28 protein-coding genes and 1 tRNA gene are annotated in these 22,633 nt (G+C 54.0%); 22 read left to right on the top strand and 7 right to left on the bottom strand.

Translation table 11 applies throughout. From position 1 onward, the window contains the following. Nucleotides 1-283: 283 nt before the first annotated feature. Nucleotides 284-478 carry a sporulation protein Cse60 gene (locus tag F1381_RS12380; protein WP_151735165.1) on the top strand — a complete coding sequence of 65 codons (195 nt, stop codon included), beginning with the start codon at nt 284-286 and terminating at the stop codon, nt 476-478. Nucleotides 479-640: 162 nt separating this feature from the next. On the opposite strand, the gene F1381_RS12375 is transcribed toward F1381_RS12380, so the two are convergent. From F1381_RS12375 to F1381_RS12365, 3 genes are all read right to left on the bottom strand, one after another. Then, complete coding sequence (locus F1381_RS12375; protein ID WP_151735164.1) at nt 641-928, bottom strand: YxcD family protein; 288 nt, start codon at nt 926-928, stop codon at nt 641-643. Then, the gene (locus F1381_RS12370; protein WP_187355311.1) at nt 928-1,362 is read right to left on the bottom strand and encodes a hypothetical protein; all 435 of its coding nucleotides are present in this window, start codon (nt 1,360-1,362) and stop codon (nt 928-930) included. Before F1381_RS12370 ends, F1381_RS12375 begins: the two co-directional genes overlap by 1 nt. Nucleotides 1,363-1,600: 238 nt before the next feature. Further along, a complete protein-coding gene (locus F1381_RS12365; RefSeq protein ID WP_151735163.1) occupies nt 1,601-2,167 on the bottom strand; it encodes a beta-class carbonic anhydrase in 567 nt (188 codons plus the stop codon). Nucleotides 2,168-2,315: 148 nt separating this feature from the next. On the opposite strand from F1381_RS12365, the gene F1381_RS12360 reads away from it, so the two are divergent. From F1381_RS12360 to trmD, 8 genes are all read left to right on the top strand, one after another. Continuing rightward, entirely contained in the window at nt 2,316-3,833 is a 1,518-nt protein-coding gene (locus F1381_RS12360; protein ID WP_151735162.1) for a carboxypeptidase M32, read from the top strand. Between the two features lie 78 nt (nt 3,834-3,911). Further along, nucleotides 3,912-4,559 carry a PAQR family membrane homeostasis protein TrhA gene (gene trhA / locus F1381_RS12355; protein WP_151735161.1) on the top strand — a complete coding sequence of 216 codons (648 nt, stop codon included), beginning with the start codon at nt 3,912-3,914 and terminating at the stop codon, nt 4,557-4,559. Between the two features lie 146 nt (nt 4,560-4,705). Then, nucleotides 4,706-5,062 carry a putative DNA-binding protein gene (locus F1381_RS12350; protein ID WP_151735160.1) on the top strand — a complete coding sequence of 119 codons (357 nt, stop codon included), beginning with the start codon at nt 4,706-4,708 and terminating at the stop codon, nt 5,060-5,062. Nucleotides 5,063-5,080: 18 nt separating this feature from the next. Next, nucleotides 5,081-6,469, top strand: coding sequence for a signal recognition particle protein (ffh, locus tag F1381_RS12345; protein ID WP_151735159.1), 1,389 nt, complete (start codon nt 5,081-5,083; stop codon nt 6,467-6,469). Between the two features lie 301 nt (nt 6,470-6,770). Next, a complete protein-coding gene (rpsP, locus tag F1381_RS12340) occupies nt 6,771-7,043 on the top strand; it encodes a 30S ribosomal protein S16 (protein ID WP_150267586.1) in 273 nt (90 codons plus the stop codon). Between the two features lie 22 nt (nt 7,044-7,065). Then, on the top strand, nt 7,066-7,296 hold the full coding sequence (locus F1381_RS12335) for a KH domain-containing protein (protein WP_020432321.1): 231 nt from the start codon (nt 7,066-7,068) through the stop codon (nt 7,294-7,296). Between the two features lie 115 nt (nt 7,297-7,411). Continuing rightward, on the top strand, nt 7,412-7,936 hold the full coding sequence (gene rimM / locus F1381_RS12330) for a ribosome maturation factor RimM (protein WP_151735158.1): 525 nt from the start codon (nt 7,412-7,414) through the stop codon (nt 7,934-7,936). Next, nucleotides 7,936-8,808: a tRNA (guanosine(37)-N1)-methyltransferase TrmD gene (trmD, locus tag F1381_RS12325; RefSeq protein ID WP_151735287.1), complete on the top strand. Its 873-nt coding sequence runs from the start codon at nt 7,936-7,938 to the stop codon at nt 8,806-8,808. The genes rimM and trmD overlap by 1 nt, the downstream gene beginning before the upstream one ends. Nucleotides 8,809-9,775: 967 nt before the next feature. On the opposite strand, the gene F1381_RS12320 is transcribed toward trmD, so the two are convergent. Beyond that, nucleotides 9,776-9,849 (bottom strand) — tRNA-Pro (locus tag F1381_RS12320). Nucleotides 9,850-10,026: 177 nt separating this feature from the next. Then, nucleotides 10,027-10,224, bottom strand: a complete 198-nt coding sequence (locus tag F1381_RS12315; RefSeq protein ID WP_151735157.1) for a hypothetical protein — start codon at nt 10,222-10,224, stop codon at nt 10,027-10,029. Nucleotides 10,225-10,437: 213 nt separating this feature from the next. Here F1381_RS12315 and F1381_RS12310 point away from each other — a divergent pair, with 213 nt between their 5' ends. Then, nucleotides 10,438-10,686 carry an LSm family protein gene (locus tag F1381_RS12310; RefSeq protein ID WP_151735156.1) on the top strand — a complete coding sequence of 83 codons (249 nt, stop codon included), beginning with the start codon at nt 10,438-10,440 and terminating at the stop codon, nt 10,684-10,686. Nucleotides 10,687-10,806: 120 nt separating this feature from the next. On the opposite strand, the gene F1381_RS12305 is transcribed toward F1381_RS12310, so the two are convergent. Continuing rightward, nucleotides 10,807-11,826: a DUF4097 family beta strand repeat-containing protein gene (locus tag F1381_RS12305; protein WP_151735155.1), complete on the bottom strand. Its 1,020-nt coding sequence runs from the start codon at nt 11,824-11,826 to the stop codon at nt 10,807-10,809. Nucleotides 11,827-12,041: 215 nt separating this feature from the next. On the opposite strand from F1381_RS12305, the gene F1381_RS12300 reads away from it, so the two are divergent. From F1381_RS12300 to F1381_RS12250, 11 genes are all read left to right on the top strand, one after another. Next, nucleotides 12,042-12,329 carry a hypothetical protein gene (locus F1381_RS12300; protein WP_151735154.1) on the top strand — a complete coding sequence of 96 codons (288 nt, stop codon included), beginning with the start codon at nt 12,042-12,044 and terminating at the stop codon, nt 12,327-12,329. Between the two features lie 147 nt (nt 12,330-12,476). Continuing rightward, nucleotides 12,477-12,821, top strand: a complete 345-nt coding sequence (gene rplS / locus F1381_RS12295; protein WP_042128973.1) for a 50S ribosomal protein L19 — start codon at nt 12,477-12,479, stop codon at nt 12,819-12,821. Between the two features lie 243 nt (nt 12,822-13,064). Next, nucleotides 13,065-13,685, top strand: coding sequence for a signal peptidase I (lepB, locus tag F1381_RS12290; RefSeq protein WP_151735153.1), 621 nt, complete (start codon nt 13,065-13,067; stop codon nt 13,683-13,685). Between the two features lie 33 nt (nt 13,686-13,718). Then, the gene (gene ylqF / locus F1381_RS12285; protein ID WP_151735152.1) at nt 13,719-14,582 is read left to right on the top strand and encodes a ribosome biogenesis GTPase YlqF; all 864 of its coding nucleotides are present in this window, start codon (nt 13,719-13,721) and stop codon (nt 14,580-14,582) included. 131 nt (nt 14,583-14,713) lie between these two features. Further along, nucleotides 14,714-15,367, top strand: a complete 654-nt coding sequence (locus F1381_RS12280; protein WP_151735286.1) for a ribonuclease HII — start codon at nt 14,714-14,716, stop codon at nt 15,365-15,367. A gap of 99 nt (nt 15,368-15,466) precedes the next feature. Beyond that, nucleotides 15,467-17,707: a hypothetical protein gene (locus F1381_RS12275; RefSeq protein WP_151735151.1), complete on the top strand. Its 2,241-nt coding sequence runs from the start codon at nt 15,467-15,469 to the stop codon at nt 17,705-17,707. Beyond that, entirely contained in the window at nt 17,704-18,006 is a 303-nt protein-coding gene (locus F1381_RS12270) for an EscU/YscU/HrcU family type III secretion system export apparatus switch protein (protein WP_151735150.1), read from the top strand. Before F1381_RS12275 ends, F1381_RS12270 begins: the two co-directional genes overlap by 4 nt. Further along, a complete protein-coding gene (locus F1381_RS12265) occupies nt 18,006-18,389 on the top strand; it encodes a YraN family protein (RefSeq protein WP_425495264.1) in 384 nt (127 codons plus the stop codon). Before F1381_RS12270 ends, F1381_RS12265 begins: the two co-directional genes overlap by 1 nt. Nucleotides 18,390-18,580: 191 nt before the next feature. Continuing rightward, entirely contained in the window at nt 18,581-18,994 is a 414-nt protein-coding gene (locus tag F1381_RS12260; protein WP_151735148.1) for a hypothetical protein, read from the top strand. Nucleotides 18,995-19,090: 96 nt separating this feature from the next. Beyond that, nucleotides 19,091-19,603, top strand: a complete 513-nt coding sequence (locus F1381_RS12255; protein WP_151735147.1) for a metallophosphoesterase — start codon at nt 19,091-19,093, stop codon at nt 19,601-19,603. Between the two features lie 135 nt (nt 19,604-19,738). Next, nucleotides 19,739-21,406: a YifB family Mg chelatase-like AAA ATPase gene (locus F1381_RS12250; RefSeq protein ID WP_151735146.1), complete on the top strand. Its 1,668-nt coding sequence runs from the start codon at nt 19,739-19,741 to the stop codon at nt 21,404-21,406. Nucleotides 21,407-21,507: 101 nt separating this feature from the next. Here F1381_RS12250 and F1381_RS12245 read toward each other — a convergent pair whose 3' ends face one another. Continuing rightward, nucleotides 21,508-21,936, bottom strand: coding sequence for an organic hydroperoxide resistance protein (locus tag F1381_RS12245; protein WP_151735145.1), 429 nt, complete (start codon nt 21,934-21,936; stop codon nt 21,508-21,510). Between the two features lie 146 nt (nt 21,937-22,082). On the opposite strand from F1381_RS12245, the gene F1381_RS12240 reads away from it, so the two are divergent. Further along, nucleotides 22,083-22,550: a MarR family winged helix-turn-helix transcriptional regulator gene (locus F1381_RS12240; protein WP_151735144.1), complete on the top strand. Its 468-nt coding sequence runs from the start codon at nt 22,083-22,085 to the stop codon at nt 22,548-22,550. The last annotated feature ends 83 nt before the right edge of the window (nt 22,551-22,633 follow it).

Below are 22,633 nucleotides of genomic sequence, written 5' to 3'. Positions count from 1 at the left end.
GCGGGTTCTTTGTTTTTAGCCCCCAAAATACGTTCTTATTTGCGTATGCCGAAGTGGAGATCGCGGACGGTAAGGGAACAGTTACGCAATATTTTTATAGCTGATGTATCCGGAATATGGGCTCTAATTGAACACTGGTAAATGAAAAAATGTGAAATATTATGAAAAAAGCTATTGACCCTGCTTACACCGGGTGTTAAGATAGACTGAAATTTGGGCATTTCGCGGTAGTCTGCGGGGTGCCTTACTATTTGTGAAGGCTTTCCAGCCAAAGGAGAAGAACATGATTCAGGTCAAAGAGTTTGTGGATGCGGATAACTCCTATGCCGTCAATACGGCCAATGAGTTTCTGAAGACGCTTCGTGAGGAGCAGGTGGTCAACGTTTGCTATGGCTCGGTGGTTAAGGCGGCCCGCGACGGTTCCGAGCATCAGCGGAGCACAATTTTGGTGGTGTACAGAACGAATGAAGAACTATAACTGGAACCGGTTTTTCACCTTGCTGTCCGTTGCTTCCACCATGTGCATCTTCATCCTCGGATTCTATTATGTAGTAGTAAATTAGGTTGGTTCTATACAAAACACAGCAACGTATCCAAAAAGGGACAGCCGTCAGGCTGTCCCTTTTTCCTTAACCTATCTTTATGTGGTCACCACTGCCGTAATTTCTTCGTCCAGCTCCAGCCGCACATTCTCGCGGTAAGCACGGATGCCGTACTCGCTGTGCAGATAGCGGAGGATCGCTTCGTTCAGATTCGATTCCACTAAATATTGGCTGCGTCCCTGAATCCAGACCTCGGCGGTATAGCCGGTATCTTCATCCCAGCTCAGCTCGACCTGAACCTCCTGGACACGCACGCCCTTGCGCTCCGCCATATGCAGACATACGGCGTTAATAATTTCGTCCATGCTCAGAACGGTTGCTGCCATCAGTAACGGTCATCCCTTTCCTGCCATTTGCGCCGCTGCTGGCGGCTGCGGATAAAGGACATTACGAGCATGAAGACCAGATAGATGGCCAGCAGGTTGATGGCCAGTCCCAGAATGTTGCCAAAGGCGCCCATGCCGGCGAACATTCCGCCGAAGAGCATGCCGGCGATTCCGCCGATCATCAGGCCTTTCATCAGGCCGCCGCCGCTGAAGAATCCGCGGTTCGCGGTTGTGGCCGCTGCACCGGTGGATGTGGTGCCTCTGCTGCTATCGTTTGGTTTCACGCTGTCTGTCGTTGATTTCTTCGGAGTCGTGGTGAAGCTCCGCGTGCCGGATTTAAAGCCGCCGCGTTTCGCATCCGCAAAATCCGGTGTCGTTACGGCAAAAAACAGGGTGAAAGCCATTACAATCATCAGTACGCGTTTCAATTTCATTGAGTATAGATACCCTCCTAGAATTATGGTATGCACGGTAATACGTCAGCAGGTTCGCGGAGGTTTCAAATTTAATTAAAAACTTTTTTATTTTTGCAAAAAAATATTACGAAAGCTGCTTATTAAGCCCATAAAGTAACTCTGTCCGCAAAAATTCCGCAAAAATTCCGCAAAAATTCCGCAAAAAAAGGACGGAGATCCCGTGGATCTCCGTCAAAAAAGAGTTCAGAGAGTTGCCTTATGCTCCGCTATACCCGTCAACGACGAGTTCAAGCGCTCCGGTAGACGGATCGATGATCATGCCGTGTACAGGTACCTTGGGGGGGAGTAAGGGATGGCGCTTAATCAGCTCCACAGTCTGAATTACCCCGTCCTGAACGTTGTCAAACCCGCGCAGCCACTTCGTCAGCTTAATTCCTGAATTTTCAAGTGTGCTGAGTACTTCCTCGGAAACGCCGCGCTCTTTGATCGAGTTAATCATCCGTTCCGCATTCAGCGAGGCCATGCCGCATTCATAGTGGCCCACGACGATGACTTCATCGGCGTCCAGCTCATATAAAGCGACCATTACACTGCGCATGACGCTCCCGAAGGGCTGGGAAATGACCGCACCCGCATTTTTGATGATTTTAACATCACCGTTCTTGAAATTCATCGCCTTAGGCAGCAGCTCCACAAGCCGGGTGTCCATGCATGTGATGATCAGCATTTTTTTATCGGGAAAGCGGCTGGTCAGATAAGCTTCGTATTCTTTTTTCTCGACAAATTGCTTGTTAAAATCCATAATTTTTGTGATTTGACTCATGACCATGCTTCCTCCCAAATCAAAATGTGTAAATACTTCAAACCTTTAATACTTCAAATTAGAGATGTAGCTCTGAAGTTGATTATACTCATTCAAAAAAGTATCATCAAGAGGAGCGGGTAAAACATAGAAAGCGGGTGGATCCATAGTGGAACAATCAGTCCGGGAACAATGGGATATTTTTAAGGCACTGCTGGGCAAAATTCAGGCCTACAACGAAGCAATTGCACTGATGCACTGGGATTTGCGGACCGGCGCGCCGCGCAAGGGAGTGGAGATGCGCTCGGGTACCATCGGCATTCTCAGCACCGAGTCCTTCAAGCTGCAGACCTCACCGCAGATGAGCGAGCTGGTGGAATTCTTCAGCCGTCCGGCGGTGATGAATCAGTTGAGCGCAGCCGAGAATAAGCTGGTGGCGGATAGCCGCAAGGAATATGAACGCAGCAATCAGATTCCGCCCGAACTGTTTGAAGAGTATTCCGTGCTCTCCGCAACGGCGCAGACGATCTGGGAAGAGGCCAAGGATAACGATGATTTTGCTTCCTTTGAGCCGTATTTGAGCAAGATTGTGGAGTTGAAACAGAAATTTATCGACTACTGGGGTGTAAAAGACACCAGATACGATACGCTGCTGGACATGTACGAGCCAGATCTGACCACCGATAAGGTAGACGAGCTGTTCGGCCGCTTGCGCAGCCGCCTGGTACCGCTGGTGGAAGCGATCAGCGCCTCGCCGAACAAGCCGGATACCGGCTTCTTAAGCGAAATCTTCGCTAAAGAGCAGCAGGAGAAATTCGGCCTCTTTTTGCTAGGGCAGATGGGCTACGACTTTGACGCCGGCCGGCTGGACGAAAGCGTGCATCCGTTCGCAACCGGACTGAATCCGGGCGATGTGCGCATCACGACCAATTATTTGCTCGATAATGTAACCAGCGCGATCTTCAGCTCGTTGCATGAGGGCGGACACGCGCTGTACGAGCAGAATATCAGCAAGGAGCTGGTCGGCACGCCGCTGGCGCAGGGGGCTTCCATGGGCATCCATGAATCGCAGTCCCGTCTGTGGGAGAATATCATTGGCCGCAGCCGCGCCTTCTGGGAACGCTACTATGGCGATTTGCAGCAGCATTTCCCCGATCAGCTGGCTAAGGTGGAAGTGGAAGAGTTCTACCGGGCGATTAACAGTGTAGCCAATTCCTTCATCCGCATCGAAGCCGATGAGCTGACCTACAACCTGCATATTATTGTGCGCTATGAGATTGAGAAGCAAATCTTTAATGAAGGCCTGGAGGTCAAAGATCTGCCGAAGGTATGGAATGCAAAATACCAGGAATATCTGGGCATTACTCCTCCGACGGACGCACTTGGCGTCCTGCAGGATGTACACTGGTCGGGCGGAGATTTCGGCTATTTCGCTTCCTACTCACTGGGGAATATGTATGCGGCGCAAATCGTGCATACGCTCCGCAAGGAGCTTCCTGAATTCGACAGCCTGATTGCCGAAGGCAACCTGCTGCCAATCAAGGAATGGCTGACGGAGAAGATCTACCGTCACGGCGCGAGCCTCACCCCTTCGCAGATTATTGAGCAGGTGACCGGCGAACCGCTGAACCCGGATTATCTGGCCGATTACCTGGAAACCAAGTATAAGGAATTATATCAGTTGTAATCGTGCCCGTCCGCGCGGCTGGAATGGCTACGCAGAACAGGATATAATAGAAGAAAACCGAAATGGAAGGATTTTGTTATGGCCAACACGCATACTTACAGCCGCCGGGAAGAGGTCGCCAACGCCATCACGCACGGAATCGGTACGGTACTGAGCATCGCCGCACTGGTTCTGCTCGTTGTTTATGCCAGTCTGGAAGGTACCGCCTGGCATGTGGTCAGCTTCTCGATATACGGAACGACCATGCTGCTGCTGTATCTCAATTCCACACTGGTGCACAGCCTGAAGGAAGGGAAATGGAAGGATCTCTTCGAATTCTTCGACCATTCCTCGATTTATCTGTTTATTGCCGGTACCTATACGCCTTTTCTGCTGGTGGCGATCCGCGGACCGCTCGGCTGGAGCCTGTTCGGGATCATCTGGGGCATCGCCCTGTTCGGTGTCCTGTTCAAAGCCTTTTTCGTCAAAAGATTCCTGTTCATGTCGACGATCTTCTACATCGCCATGGGCTGGCTGATCGTCATCGCCTGGAGCCCGCTTGCCGCCGTTGTCGCCAGCGGGGGAATGACGCTTCTTGTTGCAGGCGGTATTCTGTACACGCTGGGAACGATCTTTTATGTGTGGCGCGGATTCCCGTTCCATCATGCCGTGTGGCATATGTTCGTGCTGGCGGGCAGCGTAACCCACTTCTTCGCAGTCCTGATCTACCTGCTGCCAATCCGCTGATGGCGGAAGGAGCGGCCTTACAAAATTATTTTTCATCCGGAGAAAGATGACAAGTAAAAGTGCTTGACATCTTTCTTTGTTTTAGGTATGATAAGTGACGTTGTGAGGCTGTAAAGTGTTTTTCCTTGACGAAGGGAGTGCCCTTGATGAGTCAGGAAGATCGGCTCGAGAAGACCAACCGGATCAATTTGCTGTTCGCTTTCTATGAGCGGCTGTTAACGGATAAGCAGCAAACGTTCCTTAAATATTATTTCCATGATGACTTCTCCCTCGGGGAGATCGCCGCGGAATTTGAAATCAGCCGCCAGGCTGTCTACGAACATATTAAACGGGCGGAGCAGGTGCTGGAGAATTACGAAGAGAAGCTTGGACTGCTGGTGAAGCATGAGCTGCGCAGCAGGCATTTGGAGGAACTTCGCGGACTTTCCGGCAGCGACATAGTGCCCAGTGAATACAAAGAGCGTTTAAATGAAATTGTGGATGCATTGCAGAGGTTAGAGTAACGGAAGGGAGAACCCGATATGGCATTTGAGGGCTTGACCGGCAGATTGCAGAATGTGTTCAGCAAGCTGCGCGGCAAAGGCAAGGTTTCCGAGGACGATGTCAACGAAGCCATGCGTGAAGTGCGTCTGGCGCTTCTGGAAGCCGACGTTAACTTCAAAGTCGTCAAGGATTTCGTAGCCAAGGTGAAAGAGAAGTCCGTCGGCAAAGAAGTGATGGACAGCTTTACTCCCGGCATGGTCATCATCGACATCGTCAACAAGGAATTGACCGAGCTGATGGGCGGCAGCCAGGCCAAGCTGGCTAAGGCAAACAAGCCGCCGACTGTAATCATGATGGCCGGTCTGCAAGGTGCCGGTAAGACAACCACCTCCGGCAAGCTGGCCAAGCTCCTGCAGAAGGGCAACCACCGCCCGCTGCTGGTAGCTGCGGATATCTACCGCCCGGCGGCGATTAAGCAACTGCAGATTCTCGGCGAGCAGATCAAGGTGCCGGTGTTCTCCTTGGGAGACCAGACCAGTCCGGTGGAGATTGCTAGGCAGGCGCTCCAGCATGCGAAGGACAACAACCTGGATTATGTCATTATCGATACCGCCGGACGCCTGCATATCGATGAAGAGCTGATGGAAGAGCTGAAGCAGATTCATACGACAGTCAGCCCTGACGAAGTGCTGCTGGTGGTCGATGCCATGACCGGTCAAGATGCGGTCAACGTAGCCGACAGCTTTAACAAGCAGCTGGAGCTGACCGGGGTTGTACTGACGAAGCTCGACGGCGATACCCGCGGCGGTGCCGCACTCTCCGTCAAAGCCGTCACCGGCTGTCCGATCAAGTTCGCTGCACTGGGCGAGAAGATCGACGCCCTGGAGCCGTTCCATCCGGAGCGGATGGCATCCCGTATTCTCGGCATGGGCGATATGCTCTCTCTGATTGAGAAAGCCCAGGCGAACATTGATACCGAGAAGGCCAAGGAAATGGAACGGAAGATGCGTAACGCGGAATTCACGTTCGATGATTTCCTGGAGCAGATGGACCAGGTGAAGAAGCTTGGCCCGCTGGATCAGATCCTTGATATGCTGCCCGGTATGGGCAAAGCCAAGGGCATGAAAGACCTCAAGGTGGATGACAAGCAGATGGGCCGCGTCGAAGCGATTGTGCATTCGATGACAAAGGCTGAGAAGGCCCAGCCTGAGATTATCAACCACAACCGCCGCAAGCGCATCGCCGCCGGCAGCGGAACGTCCGTCGCCGAGGTCAACCGCCTCATCAAGCAGTTCGATGAAATGCGCAAGGTGATGAAGCAGTTCTCCGGCATGATGGGCGGCATGGGTAAGGGCGGCAAGAAGAACGCCATGAAGCAGTTGAAGAGTCTCGGCGGCGGCAAGGGCATGAAGTTCCCGTTCCGTTGATCTGACATAGTACAACATCAGAAGATCGAGCAAGCTTTTGATCTTAGGTTTTCAGCTTTTGACATTGCAGCAGCAATATAGCGCCACAGTTAAGCGGGTCCCGTAGGGACGGCAAGCGCTCTTACCACTACTCGTCGCAAGGTCCCGTCTCCCCAAGCTCCTTCGCCAGTTGCACTGGCGGGTGTCCAGAGGGCGGCAGCCCTTGGGGCCCTCCCTTAGGAAGGGTGGGTTTGGGTGGGATGGCAAAAGGTTTTTATAAAGCTTTCCTATTTTCTAATACTTTTCTAAGGAGGTGAATCAAGTGGCAGTACGTATTCGTTTGAAAAAGATGGGTGCGCATAAAGCGCCTTTCTACCGCGTAGTGGTTTCCGATTCCCGGTCCCCTCGTGACGGACGTTTCATCGAGGAAATCGGTTATTATAACCCGATTGAACAACCAGCGGTTGTGAAGATCGATGAGGAAAAAGCTCTGAAATGGCTTCAAACTGGTGCACAAGCATCCGATACCGTCCGCAATCTGCTTTCCAAAGCAGGCGTGATGAAGAAGTTCCATGAGCTGAAGCAACAGAAATAATGACTGATTGCGAGGGTCCTCTATGGAAGAATTAGTTGGCGTTATTGCTAAGGCTTTAGTGGATCATCCCGAGGATGTGGCGGTACGGACTGTGGAGAAGGATCACCTGATTGTATATGAGCTCTCCGTTCATCCTGATGATGTCGGTAAGGTTATCGGCAAGCAGGGGCGGATCGCCAAAGCGCTCCGTACAGTAGTCACATCGGCAGCAGTCAAAAGTGATAAGCGCGTTACCGTTGATATTTTATCTTAATGGATGCGTTCAAGAAGGGGCCAGGGATCGTATATCCCGGCTCCTTTTTGTTGAAATATATAAGAAGGATCAATCATTATGCCGGGGGATAAGGCAAGAGAAGGGAGCGAAAGGAATGACGCAAGAGTTGACCGTTGGTAAGCTGGTGAATACGCACGGAATCCGCGGCGAGATCAAGGTGGTGTCGCGCACCGATTTTCCGGAGGTCCGCTTCGCGGAAGGCAGCAAGCTGCTGATCGTACCGGAAGACGGCGGTGCCAGAATTGAAGTAGAGGTCGAAGCGGCCAGAGAGCATAAGGGGACCTATATCGTCAGACTGAAAGGTTTCACCAATATCAATCAGATCGAGAAATACAAAGGCAGCCTGCTGAAGGTGCCAAGCGATGATCTCGTCGAGCTGTCGGAGGACGAATATTACTTCCATCAAATCGTGGGCTGCACCGTCTATATCGAGGGCAAGCCGGAACAGCCGCTGGGTGTAATCACGGAAATTCTGCAGCCGGGCGCAAATGACGTTTGGGTGGTGAAGCCGGCGAAAGGTGCTGAGGTTCTCATCCCGGTCATCAAGGATGTCGTTCTGAATGTGGATATCAAGGCGCAACAAGTGACCATCCGTCTGATGGAAGGGCTGCTGCCATGATGCGGATTGACGTGCTGACCCTCTTCCCGGAGATGTGCGAAGGAGTGTTTGGCACAAGCATTCTGGGCAAAGCCCGCGACAAGGGAATTGTCAGCCTGAACGCTGTCAACTTCCGCGATTTCTCGGGCAACAAGCACGGCAGTGTGGATGATACGCCTTACGGGGGCGGCGGCGGGATGGTGCTGAAGCCGGACCCGATTTTTGCGGCGGTAGAGCATGTACTAGAACTTGCGCAGCAGCAAGAAACTCCAGGGAAAATGACAGGTAAGGGCGATGCAGAGACGCTTCATGCGGAGGGAAGAGTCTCTGACGTCGATGCTCCGGCATCAGTTGCTCCATTCAGATCAGAGGCAGACGCTTCAACCAAGCCGCGCATTATCCTGATGTGTCCTCAAGGGCGCACTTACAACCAGAAGATAGCCGAGGAACTGGCCCAGGAGCAGCATCTGATCTTTATCTGCGGCCATTACGAAGGCTATGACGAGCGGATCCGCGAGCATCTGGTGACCGATGAATTGTCCATCGGAGACTATGTTCTGACGGGAGGGGAGCTACCGGCGTTGACAGTAATCGACTCCGTCGTGCGGCTGCAGCCGGGCGCGCTAGGTAATGAAACCTCTGCGGTTACGGATTCTTTCAGCACCGGCTTGCTGGAGTACCCGCATTATACGCGTCCTGTAGAGTTTCGCGGCTGGAAAGTACCGGACATTCTGCTGAGCGGACATCACGCCAATATTGAACAGTGGCGGCGGGAGCAGGCGCTTCAGCGCACGCTGGAACGCCGTCCGGATCTGCTGGATACAGCGGACCTGCCAGCCAAAGACCGCCAGACGGTTGAACGCTTAAAGCGGCAGGGGCGAGAGAAGGAATAGACAGCTAACAAAGCTGTCAAAATGAAGAGTCATTTTGAGCGTCTTTTTAACGTAGATTACGTTAGGAAGACGTTTTTTGTCGTTACAGTATGGTTTAAGCAGAGGGGATAGGGAGGGTGAAGGGAATATAAAATTTTAAATAAATGTACCGATATATACATCAAGAGGTTTGCAGACAACAGAGGCTGAAAGTCCGAAGATTTATGGAGCCGCGGCTATTCCTGACACGACACAAAGGCTTCACAAAAATACGAGCAAATGTGCGTTGTTTTCCGGAGATCGGGGTAATAAATAGAGGCGCCGGGAACATCAAATGCAGCTCCATATACAGCAAGCCAATATTCGAAAGGGATGACAACAAGTGACTGCGAATACGCATGAAAAACTCAAGCAGGGCGCGGACACTGCCCGCAAGGAAGCGGAGCCGCTCCGCACTGTGAATGACATTATTGATTTCTATACGAACCGTAAATCATAAGTACATTCTTCTACAGTCAAAGCCTGGATAACAGGTGAAAATAGCAGGTGAATCAAATAAGCGGCAACCGGCTTCTCAGGCTGCTGCGTAAGGAAAGAGGGCATACGGAGGGATCTGCGTTGTCCTCTTTTCTTATGTCTACGTCCAAACCAATGTAAAATAAAAAAGACCGTCCGAAGACGGTCTCTCTACCCGAGGCGCTAGTTAAAACTTATGATCCGTATCCCGCGCCACCAAAGCTGATATTAGCAGTTGGTCCGGGTAAGGGATACGTTCAACATGTCATTATTGATGTGAACGCACCTCCTTTCCTTGTGCCATGAGTATAGCATAGCTCTCTTGAAAAATCTATAAAAATTTAGGAATATTTTAAAATAATATAAAGGCGGCAGCCGCCATACAGCACCATCCGGATGTAACAAAAAAACTGCAACTGATAGAATTTAAAATCCTACAGTTGCAGTTTCTTTAGTGAAAATGTACAACGGATCGGAGTAGCGGGATTTGAACCCACGGCCTCACCCACCCCAAGGGTGCGCGCTACCAGACTGCGCTATACCCCGCTGTTATGTATTATTTACTTCTCTGTTAACAACGTTGATGCTTACCATTATAAGGCTGCAGTCAATTTGTTGCAAGACTAAATCGCTTTCATCTTCCAAAAGAAGAGCAAAAAACCGCTGCTGAAGGATAGTTTCCGTAAGCAGCGGTTTTATTGTAGAGAAATAATTTCCAGTGAGCTATAAGCTTTGTCCGGACTGTTTTTTATGCTTTTTCATCATAATCACACCGGTTACCAGAGCATACACGGCAAAAACCGCGAGGACCGCGATGGCCCAGATGTAATTGCGGACCGTATACGTCAGCGAAGCCAGCATGAAAAAGATGGCAATGCGCAGAATACCTTCGTTAATAAATGTTCTTTCAGCTGTACTCATGATCGTGGCCTCCTTGACCGAATAAGATTCCGGGTGGACATCTCCGTAAGCGTGTTCTTTCTTCTACTGCATATTATAAACCTTATTCTCGGAAAAGTCACACATTGTTCACAAGTTAATCTTTTCACAGCTCCGCAATCTGTACCCTTGCCGTTGCCTGCTTATCCCGGCATTCATACAATACACCAACACGAGGCGAGGAGGGGTTCACAGGTGGAAGCCTATTACAATTGTTTGCATTGCAAAAATAAGCGGGTACGTATCCTGACTCATGATGGCAAGCGGTACGAGGGTGTAATTGTTGATGTAGACAACCAAAATGTTTATTTGCGGACGAAGGGTAACGGTAAAGTGAGAACTTCAGCATTTTATCCCGGAAATTATTATGGCGGTTATTACGGTTATGGCAGCGAAATTTTGACCTTGAGCTTGTTCACGCTGCTGGCGATCGCACTCATCTAGCTCCTTCTCCACCAGAAGGCGGTGGCAGTATGGAACTGAAAGGCTCCGTAATCCACACAAAAAGTGGGCTCCCTGTCAAGAGGGGCCCACTTTTTGTACTGTAATCCTATAGCCTGACCTCTAGCGTTGAACGGTAATGGAGCCGATTTCTGTTGAAAGAGACAACAGCGGACCGCCGCCGTTGATTTCCTGCTTGCCTTTTTTCGCTCCGGATATACCGCCAAGCTCAGTGCTTGTATCGAGGGTTACCTTCATGTCTTCCGCCAAGGCGGCGGAAATATGGCCTACAGCGCTTTCCGCTTTCAGCCGGGTGCTCTTATCCATCGCGGTTAAATCAAGATCAATGTTACCCGTTTCAGTGGATACGGAAGACTTGCCGCGGATGCCGGCATTTTGTAAAGAGACAGCCCCGACATCGCTGGAAAGCTCGAATGTCCCTTGAACATCCTGTACCCGGATTCTTCCGACGTCTGTATTGATATCGAAGCCAGTCAGGGAAGGAGGGACTTGCACTGTATAGTTAATGCTGATGTCGGAATGTCCATAAGTCTGCTGCGCCCAGCTCCACAGGTTCTGCTTAGGATGATCCTTGGCGTAAGTGATCACGGTGAGTGTATCTCCGCTCTTCTTGACGGCCACTTCGGCGCTTTCCAGAAGCTGTTCATTGTCTTTATCCGATTTGCTGCTATGCACAATAATGGCAGCCTTGACTTCAACGGCAGCTCCCTGACCGGGAACGACATGTACTTCGCCGACAGCGTTGTCGATCTTGAGCGTTGATGCGGAGCCGGCTTCTAGGGAAGCTGTCAGCTCCTTGCGCACACCGCCGGCGGCAAGCAGATCATCAGCGGCAGAGACACCTGCTTCTGCTACAGCGGTGCTTCCGGCTGCCACAGCCTGACTAAGCTGGTCTTTGACGGCAATTGCAGCGTCTGCGGCATCCGCTCCGGCCTCGGCCAGTGCCTCACTGATATTCCGCTCTAGATCGTCGGCATTAAATTCTCCAAAATTTCCGGATAAACGCTCCTGGAATTGATTATCGGCGGCTTCCTTACCCGGCAGTTCCCGGCAGCTTGCCAGCATCACGGCTGATAAAACGCAAACTGCAGCAATCAGTGTAACTTTCGGTTTGTTGTTCAATGGTTCTGCTCCTCCTAAATGAACAAATCTGATCTATGTACGTATGTATTCCAGAGTATAACATTTGGTAAAAATATGTAAAAGGGGCTGCGGACCAGTTGCTGCACTGGACCATAGTCCAGGAGAGCCCGGCGGCTGTAATTCAAGAGTGGATTATGCTAAAATAAGCAAAAGGAATACCGACTATATGCTGGTCAAGGGAGCGGATGAGGCATATGCAATATGCAGTGGGTCTCGTGGTATTGGTGATCGTAGCGGCAGGCTACGCCGTGTATCGCGGCCGTAAGCGCAAGCCTGTGCAGCCGCAGAGAAGAACGGCGGGCAATGTGATATCCATGGAAAGTCACCGTAGGGCCAAGCAGGTTGCATCGGAGCAGCAGTGCTCTTCGTGCAAGCGGAAGAACGGAAAGCTGATTTTTTATGCACAGGATAATGGAACGGTCGTCGGATTGTGTAAGGATTGCAAGGATAAAGCCAATAAACGCGATTTGCTCCCTTTGTAAAATAAAAATAATTATATTGAATTTGCCTGACACTTATGATAATATTAATTCTGTTGTGTTGAATACGGCGGTCCTCTGCGGATAATGATGAAGAGCGAGGCTCTTTGGAAGATGTATGAACGCCCGTACGGAAGGAGGAAGTCCTAAATGAATATCCTGCAAGCAATTACGCAAGAGCAGCTTCGTAAAGATATCCCAAGTTTTCGTCCTGGCGATACGCTGAAGGTGCATGTAAAAGTTATTGAAGGAACCCGCGAACGTATCCAGTTGTTCGAAGGCGTTGTAATCAAACGCCGCGGGGGCGGTATCAGTGAAACCTTCACTGTCCGCAAAATTTCTTACGGTGTTGGTGTGGAAAGAACTTTCCCAATCAACTCGCCGAAGATCGAGAAGATCGAAGTGGCTCGCCGTGGTAAAGTTCGTCGCGCCAAGCTGTACTACCTGCGCGAACTGCGCGGTAAAGCTGCCAGAATTAAAGAAATCCGTCGTTAATAGCGGCAAAGAGAGGGGCTTGTTTACAAGCCCCTTTCGTTCTTTCCAGAATACAAGAGAGGCCGGCAGACTGGGGCCTTCTTCATATATTTTCAAAGCACGGGGACTGTTTACTTAGAGAGAGTTAATATATAAATACTATGTGAAGGCCCCACTTTGTGGGGTTATTTTAAACATATAAGGACCACCGGAGCGGTTTGAACGTTGCTGTACTGTATAGCATAAAGAGAGGACGGTGAAACTATGCAGCAGGATATTCAGCAAGGCCAGAACGATATTGTGGAGCCGGGCAGCGATAATGCGAAAAAGCCCAAGAATGAAGCGCTGGAATGGATTAAGGCGATCGTGATTGCACTGGTATTGGTGATCCTGATCCGCTGGCTGCTCTTTAAGCCGTTTATAGTGGACGGGCCTTCCATGCAGCCTAATTTCCATACCGGCGAACGGGTCATTGTCAATGAGATCTTATACGACATCCGTTCACCGCAGCGCGGAGAGGTTATTGTCTTCCATGTGCCGTCCGAAGGCAGAGACTTTATTAAACGTGTAATCGGCGTAGCGGGAGATACCGTGAAGGTAGAAGGGGATGTGGTGACGGTCAACGGCCAACCGGTAGACGAAACCTACATCCAGGGAGCTGTTGATGCGGCCCACCAGAACAATGCCTTGTATAACAACAAGGATTTCCCGAATGAGGATTTCCCTGACGGCACGGTTCCAGAAGGTCATGTGTTTGTTATGGGCGACAACCGTTCAGACAGTACGGACAGCCGGATGATTGGCTATGTTCCGCTGGATGACATTGTCGGCCGTGCGGATCTGATCTTTTGGCCGCTGAAGGACGTCTCCGTGATCAATCATTAACATGAAGCAGGCAAGTCGAAGGAGGTGACGGCTATGACCATCCAATGGTTTCCCGGTCATATGACGAAGGCCAGACGGCAGATCGAGGACAAACTGAAGCTGATTGATGTGGCGATCGAGCTGATCGACGCACGTCTGCCGCTTTCCAGCCGCAATCCGATGATCGACGATATTTTACGGGACAAGCCCCGGTTGATTATTATGAACAAAGCGGATCTGGCCGACCCGGAGGCCACGCGCAAATGGCTGGCTCATTTCAAAGAGCAGGGGTATTTGGCCCATCCGGTCGATGCGGCCACCGGCCGGGGTGTGAAAGACATTCCCGAGCAGGTGAAGACGCTGCTGAAGGACAAGCTGGACCGGCAAATTGCCAAAGGCATGAACCCCCGTCCAATGCGGGCGCTGATCGTCGGCATTCCCAATGTCGGCAAATCGACGCTGATCAACAAGATGGCCGGCCGGAACATTGCCCCCACTGGCGACCGTCCGGGTGTGACGAAGGGGCAACAATGGATCAAAACCGGCGGAAATCTGGAGCTGCTGGATACGCCGGGGATTCTGTGGCCGAAGTTCGAGGATCAGGAGGTCGGCTACCGTCTGGCCGTAACGGGTGCAATCAAGGAAGAAATTCTTAACATCGAGGATATCGCTTTTTTTGCGGTGAAATATTTGCTGCGTGACTACGGTGAACGGTTCACTGAGCGGTTCGGTGTGGAGAAGCTTCCGGCACCGGATACGGACAATCCGGACGAGATTGTAGCGGTGATGGAAGCGGTCGGCCGCAAGCGCGGCTGTCTTGTCAGCGGCGGGCGTGTCGATCTGGAGAAGGCTTCGCGTATCCTGCTGCATGAGCTGCGGGCCGGCAAGCTGGGAACCTATACGCTGGAAATGCCTTGAATAGAATAGAGTGACGGTTAAGCAAGCCATCCAACATTTGGGTGGCTTTTTGTATGGGGTTAGAAGCGCAGACAGGGATGACCTGTCCCCCTTCCTGTGATAAGCTGGGAGGAAGAGGAGCGGATGAAGAAATGGAAAGTGAACAACAATTGGAACAATGGAGCACCACCGATATGCTGCTTCATGAAAAAGAAATCTGGGGGCAGTCCTATTGCCGGATTGCCGGCGTAGATGAAGTGGGGCGCGGTTGTCTCTTCGGCGATGTGGTGGCTGCCGCCGTGATTTTGCCCGAAGGGCTGATCATTGAAGGCGTGGATGACTCCAAGAAGCTGACGGCAAAGAAGCGCGAGTCGCTGTTCGAACAGATTATGGAGCAGGCACTGGCCGTAAGCGTCGGCCAGGTGGAAGCGGCTGTCATCGATGAGATCAACATCAAGCAGGCCTCGCGGCTGGCGATGAAGCTGGCGGTGGAGGGGCTGGCCGAAACGCCGGACTATATGCTGATTGATGCGGAGAAGGTGGATCTGCCGCTTCCGCAGCGGGCCATTATCAAGGGCGATGCGAACAGCCAGTCGATTGCAGCGGCTTCGATTATAGCCAAGGTTACGCGTGACCGGTTATGTGAAGGCTTGTGGGAGGAGCAGTATCCGGAATACGGGATTAAAGTACATAAAGGATATGCTACCAAATTGCACCGGGAGCAGCTGGTGTCGCTGGGGCCGACCCCGATGCACCGGCGCAGCTTCATCGGCAAGATTATGGCGGAGCAGATGACTTTATTTTAGGCAGTTAGCGGTAAGGGCAATGGAGCTTCGGCTTTCATAAATCACAGCGGATTGCCGATATATTAAATAGTAATTAACCGTGGGAAGGAGGGAACGCAGATGAATATCGGATCGCTGATGCGCGGATTACTCGGCGACAGCAGGCCGGGTGAGGTGAAAGCCGTTGAGCTGAAGGAAGGCCAGGTCGTCCGCGGTACGGTTCTCAGTGTAGCAGAGAACGGCAAAGAAGCGGTCGTGCAGATTCAAGGAACGCCGGTGCGGGCTGAGCTGGAGACGCCGCTTGCGCCCGGACAAATGCTGACGCTGCAGGTGGCGCCGGCCGGAGAGAACGGTCTGCCGGTGCTTAAGCCGGTGCCGGCGGAAACGGCGCTGCTGTCCTCGCCGCAAAGCATGGGCGAAGCGCTGGAGACGCTGGGTCTAAGCCAGTCCAAGGCCGGGCGGGAGGTGATTCAGGCCATGCTGTCGGCCGGGCTGCCGCTCACCAAGGAGACCGCCGCCAAGCTGGATGCGGTCATGGCGGCCAAGCCGCAAGGCGTTCCCGCCGGGGAGTGGCTGGAATCGGCAGCGATTTCCCTGAAGCGCGGTTTGCCGGTAACCACCGAGAGTGTCAAAGGCATTCAGCAGGCCGTATTTGGCCCTAAGCTGCATGAGCTGCTGACGAATCTGGAGAATGAGCTGCGGCTTTGGACGGAGCAGACCGCGAAGGGCAGCAGCGGAACGTCGGCTTCGGCAGCCGGAACGGGTGTGCCGGCAGGCACGGCGGGAGCGGGGGAGAAGGCATCCGTACCTTCTTCACAGGCGCAAGCTGCGTCCGGCAATGTTGCCGGAGCAGGTACGGCCGATAGCGGCCCGGAAGCTTCTGCATTGCGGCCGGGGACGGTCAATGCCCACGCGGCTGCGCCCGCTGTTCCGGGAGTCGGGACAGGCTCTTCTGCGCAGCTTGCTGCAGGGCAAAGTGAGGCTCCTGACGGGTTGCCGCAGGCTGACGGGAAGCCGGGGATGACCTCTGCGGGCGCGGCTTTGCCAGCTGCTGACGGAGCAGAGGGCTTGCCGCAAGGAACGGCAGGCAGAACAGAGCCGGCACCGGGGGCGGTGCCGGGAGCAGCAAGCGGTGCGGAGCCGGCGGAACCAGCCGCGCAGGCTGCTTCGGGGAAAGCGGCTGGGACACCCGCGGCTCCGCAAGGACCTGTAGGACAGGCTGAAGGATCAGCCGGACTTATGCCAGAAAGTGCCGGGAGAGCCGAGGGACCGGCCGGATCCATGCAAGGAAGTGCCGGGAGAGCCGAGGGACAGGCTGGCAGCTCGCCGGGAACCGCAGCGCCAGCCGGGGCGCCGCAGCCGCCTGAAGGCCGAGGCGGCGATACGGCTGCTGCCGCTGCGAAGCCGGCTGCTTCCGGGCAAGCTGAAGCTGTGAGCTTGCCTGCGGGGGCGGTGGCCAAGGCTGCGCCGGCCGCCGGCGGACCGGCCGCCCTGCAGCTGCGCCTGCAGGGCGTGCTGGACGAGCTGCGCGGCGCATTGCCGCAGCTCGCCGGAGCTTCGCCCGCGCCTGCGGCGGGCGAAGCCGCTGACCCTGCGCCCGCTGCGGCGCAGGGCAACGCCTCCACCCACGAGGCAGAGCCGTGGGTGGGGCGCGTGCTGAAGCTGCTCGGTGCGGAGCACGAGCAGCAAGCCGTGCGCGGCGGCGGTGAGACCGCCGCGCAGGTGCGGTCCGCGGCGCCGGCGGCAGCCGCGGGGACGCGCGAAGCAGCGCTGCCGCAGGCGGCGCTGCAGGGCAGGGGCGCCCAGGCGGAGGCGGCAGACACGCTGAAAGGCGTGCTGCTGCAGGTGCTGGGCGCGCCGGAGGTGCCTCCCGCGGTCAAGGAGGCCGCGGGCCAACTGGTACAGCAGCTGACCGGGCAGCAGCTGCTCCTCAATACCGACCGCACGGCGCCGTTCGCGCAGGTAACGCTGTTCCTGCCGCTGAGAGGTGCGGATGGTGAGGAGACCGCTTCTGTGCATATCCAGTCGCGGCGCGGCCGCAAAGGCGAGCTCGATCCGGCGAACTGCCGGCTCTGGTTCGATCTGGATATGCGGCAGCTCGGCCAGACCCTGGTCGATGTGCAGGTCGTGGACCGGATTGTCAGTCTGAAGCTGCATAACGATACGCCATGGGTGCTGGAGCTGCTGGAAGCGCGGCGGGAGGATATTCAGGGAGCAGTCGAATCGATCGGCTACCAACTGTCCAGCCTGCGGACTGAACCGCTGCCCGAGCGCAGCACAGCCCCTTCCGTGACGGGAGCGCCGGGCAAGCTGGCTGACTATGTGCCGGATGCCTACAAAGGAGTCGATTACCGCATATGAAAGAGACGGACACGGAAGCTGCGCTCCTCCGCAAAAAAGCGGTAGCATTGAAGTATACGCCCGGCCAGTCCGAGGCGCCTGTGGTTGTGGCGAAAGGGCAGGGCGAGATTGCGGAGATTATTCTGCAGAAAGCCAAGGAGCATGGCGTGGCTGTGCAAGAGGACGCGGCACTGGTAGAGGTGCTGTCCAAGCTGGATCTCGATCAGCAAATTCCTCCGGAGCTGTATCAGCTCGTAGCCGAGATTCTGAGCTATGTGTATCAAAGCGACCGCTCTGCCGCGGCACGGAGGCCGAAATGATGGAGCCGGAGCCGCGTAGTCGGTACAACCGCAAGCAAAAGGGAGCCGCCGCAGAGCAGGCTGCTGCGCAGTATCTGGCTTCCTGCGGATATCATATCCGCGAACGGAATTGGCGCTGCCGCACTGGAGAGCTTGACATTGTGGCCGAATTAGACGCAGGTCTGGTCTTTGTGGAAGTGCGCAGCCGCGCCGGCAATCCGCTGCCGGGTACCCCTGAGGAGTCGGTGGACGCACGCAAAATCCGCCAAGTCAGGCAGAGCGCGGAGGTGTATTTGCACCAGCATCGTCTGGCGGACCGGCGGGTTTCTTTTGATGTGGTGACGGTCCAGCTGCATGAAGATTTGAACGTTGTCCGGTTGCATCATATACGCGAGGCCTTCTAGCCCGTGATTGGCGTAAGGATGAGGCGGCTGAATAAGATTCCTTTTTTCGGAAAGAATGGATGGGTCTGTGCTGTTTCTGCGGAATGTCTGACACGGTTCGACTCGAGGCACGTCTTCCTGGGTCATTTCTCTGAGGAAATGGGTATACATAATTGTAACTTTGAATGCCACCGGGAGGAGGGTTGTCCGCTATGCATAATCCAACATTTCACATACACATTACCTTTGACTGCCAGCATTGTGAACATAATCTTTCAGTCGACCTGGGCGGAGAACCGATGTCCGTCGTCCGTTGCGAGCATTGCGGCAAGACCTTTACCGTCATGCGGCCGGCGATCGCCGAAGAGATCCTGATTGATTGGGAAAGCGAAGCGCTGTTTCAAAAAATAAGGGCGGAAAAGAACCAGCGCAGCAACAGCAGCCTGCTGTCACTCGTGATCCGGGTGATTGAGCTGCTGACGTGGCGGGACAAAGGCAACGGACAGGTTGAAGCGATTAAAGAGATGCGCAACTGGCTGATCGAGAATGAAGAAGTCCCGCCGCTGGCGGAACTGATCAGGCTGGATGGCGATGAGCGCACAAGCAAGCGTGACTGGGACAAATGATCCGTTTTTTTGCATAAAAACACATGGTCTGTGACTAATATAGCAAAATACGCACTTGTGCAAAGACGTAAGACTCATTGAAAGTAGAGGATGCTGATGTCAAAAGTATTTTTCACTTCCGATCACCATTTCGGCCACCTTCAGATCATTGATTTTGAATCGCGGCCGTTTGCGGACGCGGAGGAAATGGACCGTGAAATGATCTCGGCATGGAACTCGGCGGTGGATAGCGGGGATACCGTATTTCACCTCGGTGATTTTTCATTCCGCACTTTGGAGGAGACCCGCCATATCGTATCGGCTCTTAACGGCTACAAAATATTGATTCTGGGCAATCACGACCGGGGGCGCGGGCGGGCCTGGTGGCTGGAAGCTGGCTTTGACGAAGTCAGCGAATATCCGCTGATTTATAACGAGTTCTTTTTCCTGTCCCATGAACCGATGTATATGAACAGGCATATGCCTTATGTTAATGTACACGGACATATCCATGGCCAGAAATATGAAGGTATTCAGCATTTCAATGTATGTGTGGAACATACGGGATACCGCCCGCTGGCATTTGAACAAATCAGGGATTACGTAACGACCGGTGCGGGAGAGGCCTAGAGCCAACTTGCCGCCGGACTGCTGCCGGCTGTATACTATGTTTAATAGAATATCCGGAAATTAGGAAGCACCTTTTTCTCGATGTAAACGCTCTGTTGTTCTTGCGGGCGTAAACTGGGGAAGAGGTGTTTTTTGATGTATGGAAAATTACAGAGTGCCTGCTTATACGGTATTGAGGGAGTAATGATCGGCGTAGAGATCGATTTGGCCAACGGGCTGCCGCAGACGAACATTATCGGACTGCCGGATTCCGCCGTACGTGAGGCGGTGGAACGTGTGCGGGCTGCCGTCAAGAACTGCGGATTCCGCTATCCGCAGCAGCGGGTGACGGTAAACCTCGCGCCGGCTGACTTGCGGAAGGAGGGCTCGGCTTTCGATCTGGCTATTGCTCTGGGTATCCTGACGACAAGCGGGCAGCTCGTCATGCCTGCAGCACAGGATATGCTGCTGCTCGGTGAACTCGCGCTGGACGGCAGTCTGCGGCCGGTGACGGGGGTGCTGCCGATGGTGGAGGCTGCCCGCCGCGCCGGCTTACGCCAAGTGCTTGTGCCTGCCGGCAATGCTTCCGAGGCCGCGCTCATCCAGGGAATGACGGTATATGCCGCCGGGCATTTGCGTGAGCTCTCGCGGGAGACGGAGGAGCCGGTCAGGCTGCTGCCGGCAGGGGAGTCGGGGGAAGCCTGCGCTCCTAATCCGCTGCCCTTTCCCGTGATAATCAGTGCGGCAGCGGGACCGCAGGACCGCTCTCCGGTTAAGGTGACGGATTTAAAGCATTTGATGTACGAGCAGCCGGCCGTGAGCGGCACTGCGGAATCAGGCGGGCAACTGCTGCTGGAGGATTACAGCGATGTACGGGGTCAGGATCATGTGAAACGGGCATTGACGATTGCCGCCGCCGGAATGCATAATATTGTGCTGGTCGGCCCTCCGGGAACGGGGAAGACGATGCTGATTAAACGGTTGCCGGGCATCCTTCCGCCGCTCAGCGACAGCGAAGCGCTGGAGGTAACCCAGATCTTCAGCGCTGCGGGCAAGCTGAAGGATGCCCGCAGCGGCCTCCTGCGCAGCCGGCCGTTCCGTTCGCCGCATCACACCATCTCCGGTGCCGGACTGATCGGCGGCGGCGGAATTCCGAAGCCCGGTGAGGTCAGCCTGGCCCACCGCGGTATACTGTTTCTCGATGAGCTTCCTGAGTTCTCGCGGAATGTGCTTGAAGTGCTCCGCCAGCCGCTGGAGGACGGTGTGGTTACCATCAGCCGCGCCAGAGCAACGTTTACATATCCCGCCAAATTTCTGCTGGCCTGTTCCATGAATCCATGCAGCTGCGGGTTTCTGGGAAGCGGCAGCCTGCAGCAGCGGTGCACATGCAGCGACGCAAGGATTGCCCATTACCGTTCCCGCATCTCCGGCCCGCTTATGGACCGGATGGACATGCAGGTCGATGTTCCCCGCCGGAGCGAATGGGAACGCGGGCGTCCGTCCCGGTCGACGGCGGAGATGCGCGCCGAAGTGCTGGCGGCTCAGGCGATACAAGCGGAGCGCTACCGGTCACTGCCCATCTCATGGAACAGCGAGCTGACCGGCGGAGCATTGCGGCGTTATGCGGCGCTGAGTCCGGAGAGCGCCGCGTTGCTTGCCGGAGTATTGGACAGTCTCGGTCTCAGCATGCGCGCCCATGACCGGATTATTAAGCTGGCCCGTACGATTGCAGACCTGGAAGGGGCTGCCGACATCTCTACTGCGCACCTGGCCGAAGCGGTGCAATACCGCAACTTAGACCGCCAGGTGCAGAGTGAGGAGTGAAGCGTATAGGCTAGCCGGCACAGATAAACAGAAGATATAAAGATGCCGCCCCGGTGATGGGGCGGCATCTTTACTGTCGGCAAGCCGCAAGGCATTCCGGCTTACAGCACGTTAATCTCTACCTGAATGTTCCCGCGGGTAGCGCGGGAGTAAGGGCAGGCGCCGTGTGCCGCTTCTGTCAGCTGCACCGCAGTGTCATGGTCAACGCCTTTGACCAGCACGTCAAGCTTGACGGCGATGCCGAAGCCGCCGTCTTCCACTTTACCGAAGCTTACAGTCGCCGTTACTTCACTGCCTTCAATCTTCACTTTGCCCATCCGGGCCACCATGTTTAGGGCGCTGTCGAAGCAGGCGGAATAGCCGGCGGCAAACAGCTGTTCAGGGTTGGTGCCGTCTCCTCCTGCGCCGCCCATTTCGCGCGGGGTGCTGATGGTCAGGTTCAGCTGCGGGTTAGCTGATTCCACGTAGCCGTTGCGGCCGCCGACTGCTTTTACTGTAGTCTCATACATTTTCTGTTGAATAGTCATCATAGAAATCTCTCCGTTCGTTATCAAATTATATTGTACACAATTAAATTTACCAAAATAAAAACAATAGTCAATATATTTTTTGCTATTAACATGATATTGCGGAGAAGTTGTGATAAAATAATGACCGAGAGGCAGGTGAATCTAACATGAATAAACCGACTACATCACCCGAGCTGATGCTGGACAATCAGCTGTGTTTTACAATATACGCCTGTTCCCGCGAGTTCACCAAGCTATACCAGCCCCATCTGGACAAGATCGGCCTGACCTATTCGCAATACCTGGTTATGATGGTGCTCTGGGAAAGACAGGAATGCACGGTAAAAGAGCTGGGAGAAGCCTTATTCCTGGACTCGGGAACACTGACGCCGCTCCTGAAGCGGCTGCAGGCTGCGGGGCTCATCGTCCGTGAACGGTCACTGCAGGATGAGCGCAAGGTCCTGATTTCCCTTACCGAGAAGGGCTGGGCGCTGCGCAGCGAGGCGGCCTGCATTCCTGCCAAACTTGCCGAAGGGACGGAGCTGTCCCCTGACGAGTTCATCCGGCTGCTGGGCGAATTCAAAGAGCTGCTGGCCCGCGTTCACCAGGCCAATGTCAATTCCGCTTCAAAATGATCATTATGTGAATGTCAATGAAACCGTTCGCGTTTCGGCATGAAACTTAGCGAAAATTTGTGTATAAATAATGAAAAGTTTAT

The organism is Paenibacillus tengchongensis (assembly GCF_008973665.1).
In the GTDB taxonomy this organism is placed as follows: Bacteria; Bacillota; Bacilli; order Paenibacillales; family Paenibacillaceae; genus Paenibacillus_AQ; species Paenibacillus_AQ tengchongensis.
The sequence above is the reverse complement of the archived record's forward strand: the minus strand, read 5'-3'. Positions and strand labels throughout refer to the sequence as shown.

Excerpts from the sequence above, each read along its gene's own strand:
- F1381_RS12380 (WP_151735165.1), top strand. The coding sequence starts at position 284 with ATGATTCAGGTCAAAGAGTTTGTGGATGCGGATAACTCCTATGCCGTC.
- F1381_RS12375 (WP_151735164.1), bottom strand. The coding sequence starts at position 928 with ATGGCAGCAACCGTTCTGAGCATGGACGAAATTATTAACGCCGTATGT.
- F1381_RS12370 (WP_187355311.1), bottom strand. The coding sequence starts at position 1,362 with ATGAAATTGAAACGCGTACTGATGATTGTAATGGCTTTCACCCTGTTT.
- F1381_RS12365 (WP_151735163.1), bottom strand. The coding sequence starts at position 2,167 with ATGAGTCAAATCACAAAAATTATGGATTTTAACAAGCAATTTGTCGAG.
- trhA (WP_151735161.1), top strand. The coding sequence starts at position 3,912 with ATGGCCAACACGCATACTTACAGCCGCCGGGAAGAGGTCGCCAACGCC.
- F1381_RS12350 (WP_151735160.1), top strand. The coding sequence starts at position 4,706 with ATGAGTCAGGAAGATCGGCTCGAGAAGACCAACCGGATCAATTTGCTG.
- ffh (WP_151735159.1), top strand. The coding sequence starts at position 5,081 with ATGGCATTTGAGGGCTTGACCGGCAGATTGCAGAATGTGTTCAGCAAG.
- F1381_RS12335 (WP_020432321.1), top strand. The coding sequence starts at position 7,066 with ATGGAAGAATTAGTTGGCGTTATTGCTAAGGCTTTAGTGGATCATCCC.
- rimM (WP_151735158.1), top strand. The coding sequence starts at position 7,412 with ATGACGCAAGAGTTGACCGTTGGTAAGCTGGTGAATACGCACGGAATC.
- trmD (WP_151735287.1), top strand. The coding sequence starts at position 7,936 with ATGCGGATTGACGTGCTGACCCTCTTCCCGGAGATGTGCGAAGGAGTG.
- F1381_RS12315 (WP_151735157.1), bottom strand. The coding sequence starts at position 10,224 with ATGAGTACAGCTGAAAGAACATTTATTAACGAAGGTATTCTGCGCATT.
- F1381_RS12300 (WP_151735154.1), top strand. The coding sequence starts at position 12,042 with ATGCAATATGCAGTGGGTCTCGTGGTATTGGTGATCGTAGCGGCAGGC.
- rplS (WP_042128973.1), top strand. The coding sequence starts at position 12,477 with ATGAATATCCTGCAAGCAATTACGCAAGAGCAGCTTCGTAAAGATATC.
- lepB (WP_151735153.1), top strand. The coding sequence starts at position 13,065 with ATGCAGCAGGATATTCAGCAAGGCCAGAACGATATTGTGGAGCCGGGC.
- ylqF (WP_151735152.1), top strand. The coding sequence starts at position 13,719 with ATGACCATCCAATGGTTTCCCGGTCATATGACGAAGGCCAGACGGCAG.
- F1381_RS12280 (WP_151735286.1), top strand. The coding sequence starts at position 14,714 with ATGGAAAGTGAACAACAATTGGAACAATGGAGCACCACCGATATGCTG.
- F1381_RS12275 (WP_151735151.1), top strand. The coding sequence starts at position 15,467 with ATGAATATCGGATCGCTGATGCGCGGATTACTCGGCGACAGCAGGCCG.
- F1381_RS12270 (WP_151735150.1), top strand. The coding sequence starts at position 17,704 with ATGAAAGAGACGGACACGGAAGCTGCGCTCCTCCGCAAAAAAGCGGTA.
- F1381_RS12265 (WP_425495264.1), top strand. The coding sequence starts at position 18,006 with ATGGAGCCGGAGCCGCGTAGTCGGTACAACCGCAAGCAAAAGGGAGCC.
- F1381_RS12260 (WP_151735148.1), top strand. The coding sequence starts at position 18,581 with ATGCATAATCCAACATTTCACATACACATTACCTTTGACTGCCAGCAT.
- F1381_RS12255 (WP_151735147.1), top strand. The coding sequence starts at position 19,091 with ATGTCAAAAGTATTTTTCACTTCCGATCACCATTTCGGCCACCTTCAG.
- F1381_RS12250 (WP_151735146.1), top strand. The coding sequence starts at position 19,739 with ATGTATGGAAAATTACAGAGTGCCTGCTTATACGGTATTGAGGGAGTA.
- F1381_RS12245 (WP_151735145.1), bottom strand. The coding sequence starts at position 21,936 with ATGATGACTATTCAACAGAAAATGTATGAGACTACAGTAAAAGCAGTC.
- F1381_RS12240 (WP_151735144.1), top strand. The coding sequence starts at position 22,083 with ATGAATAAACCGACTACATCACCCGAGCTGATGCTGGACAATCAGCTG.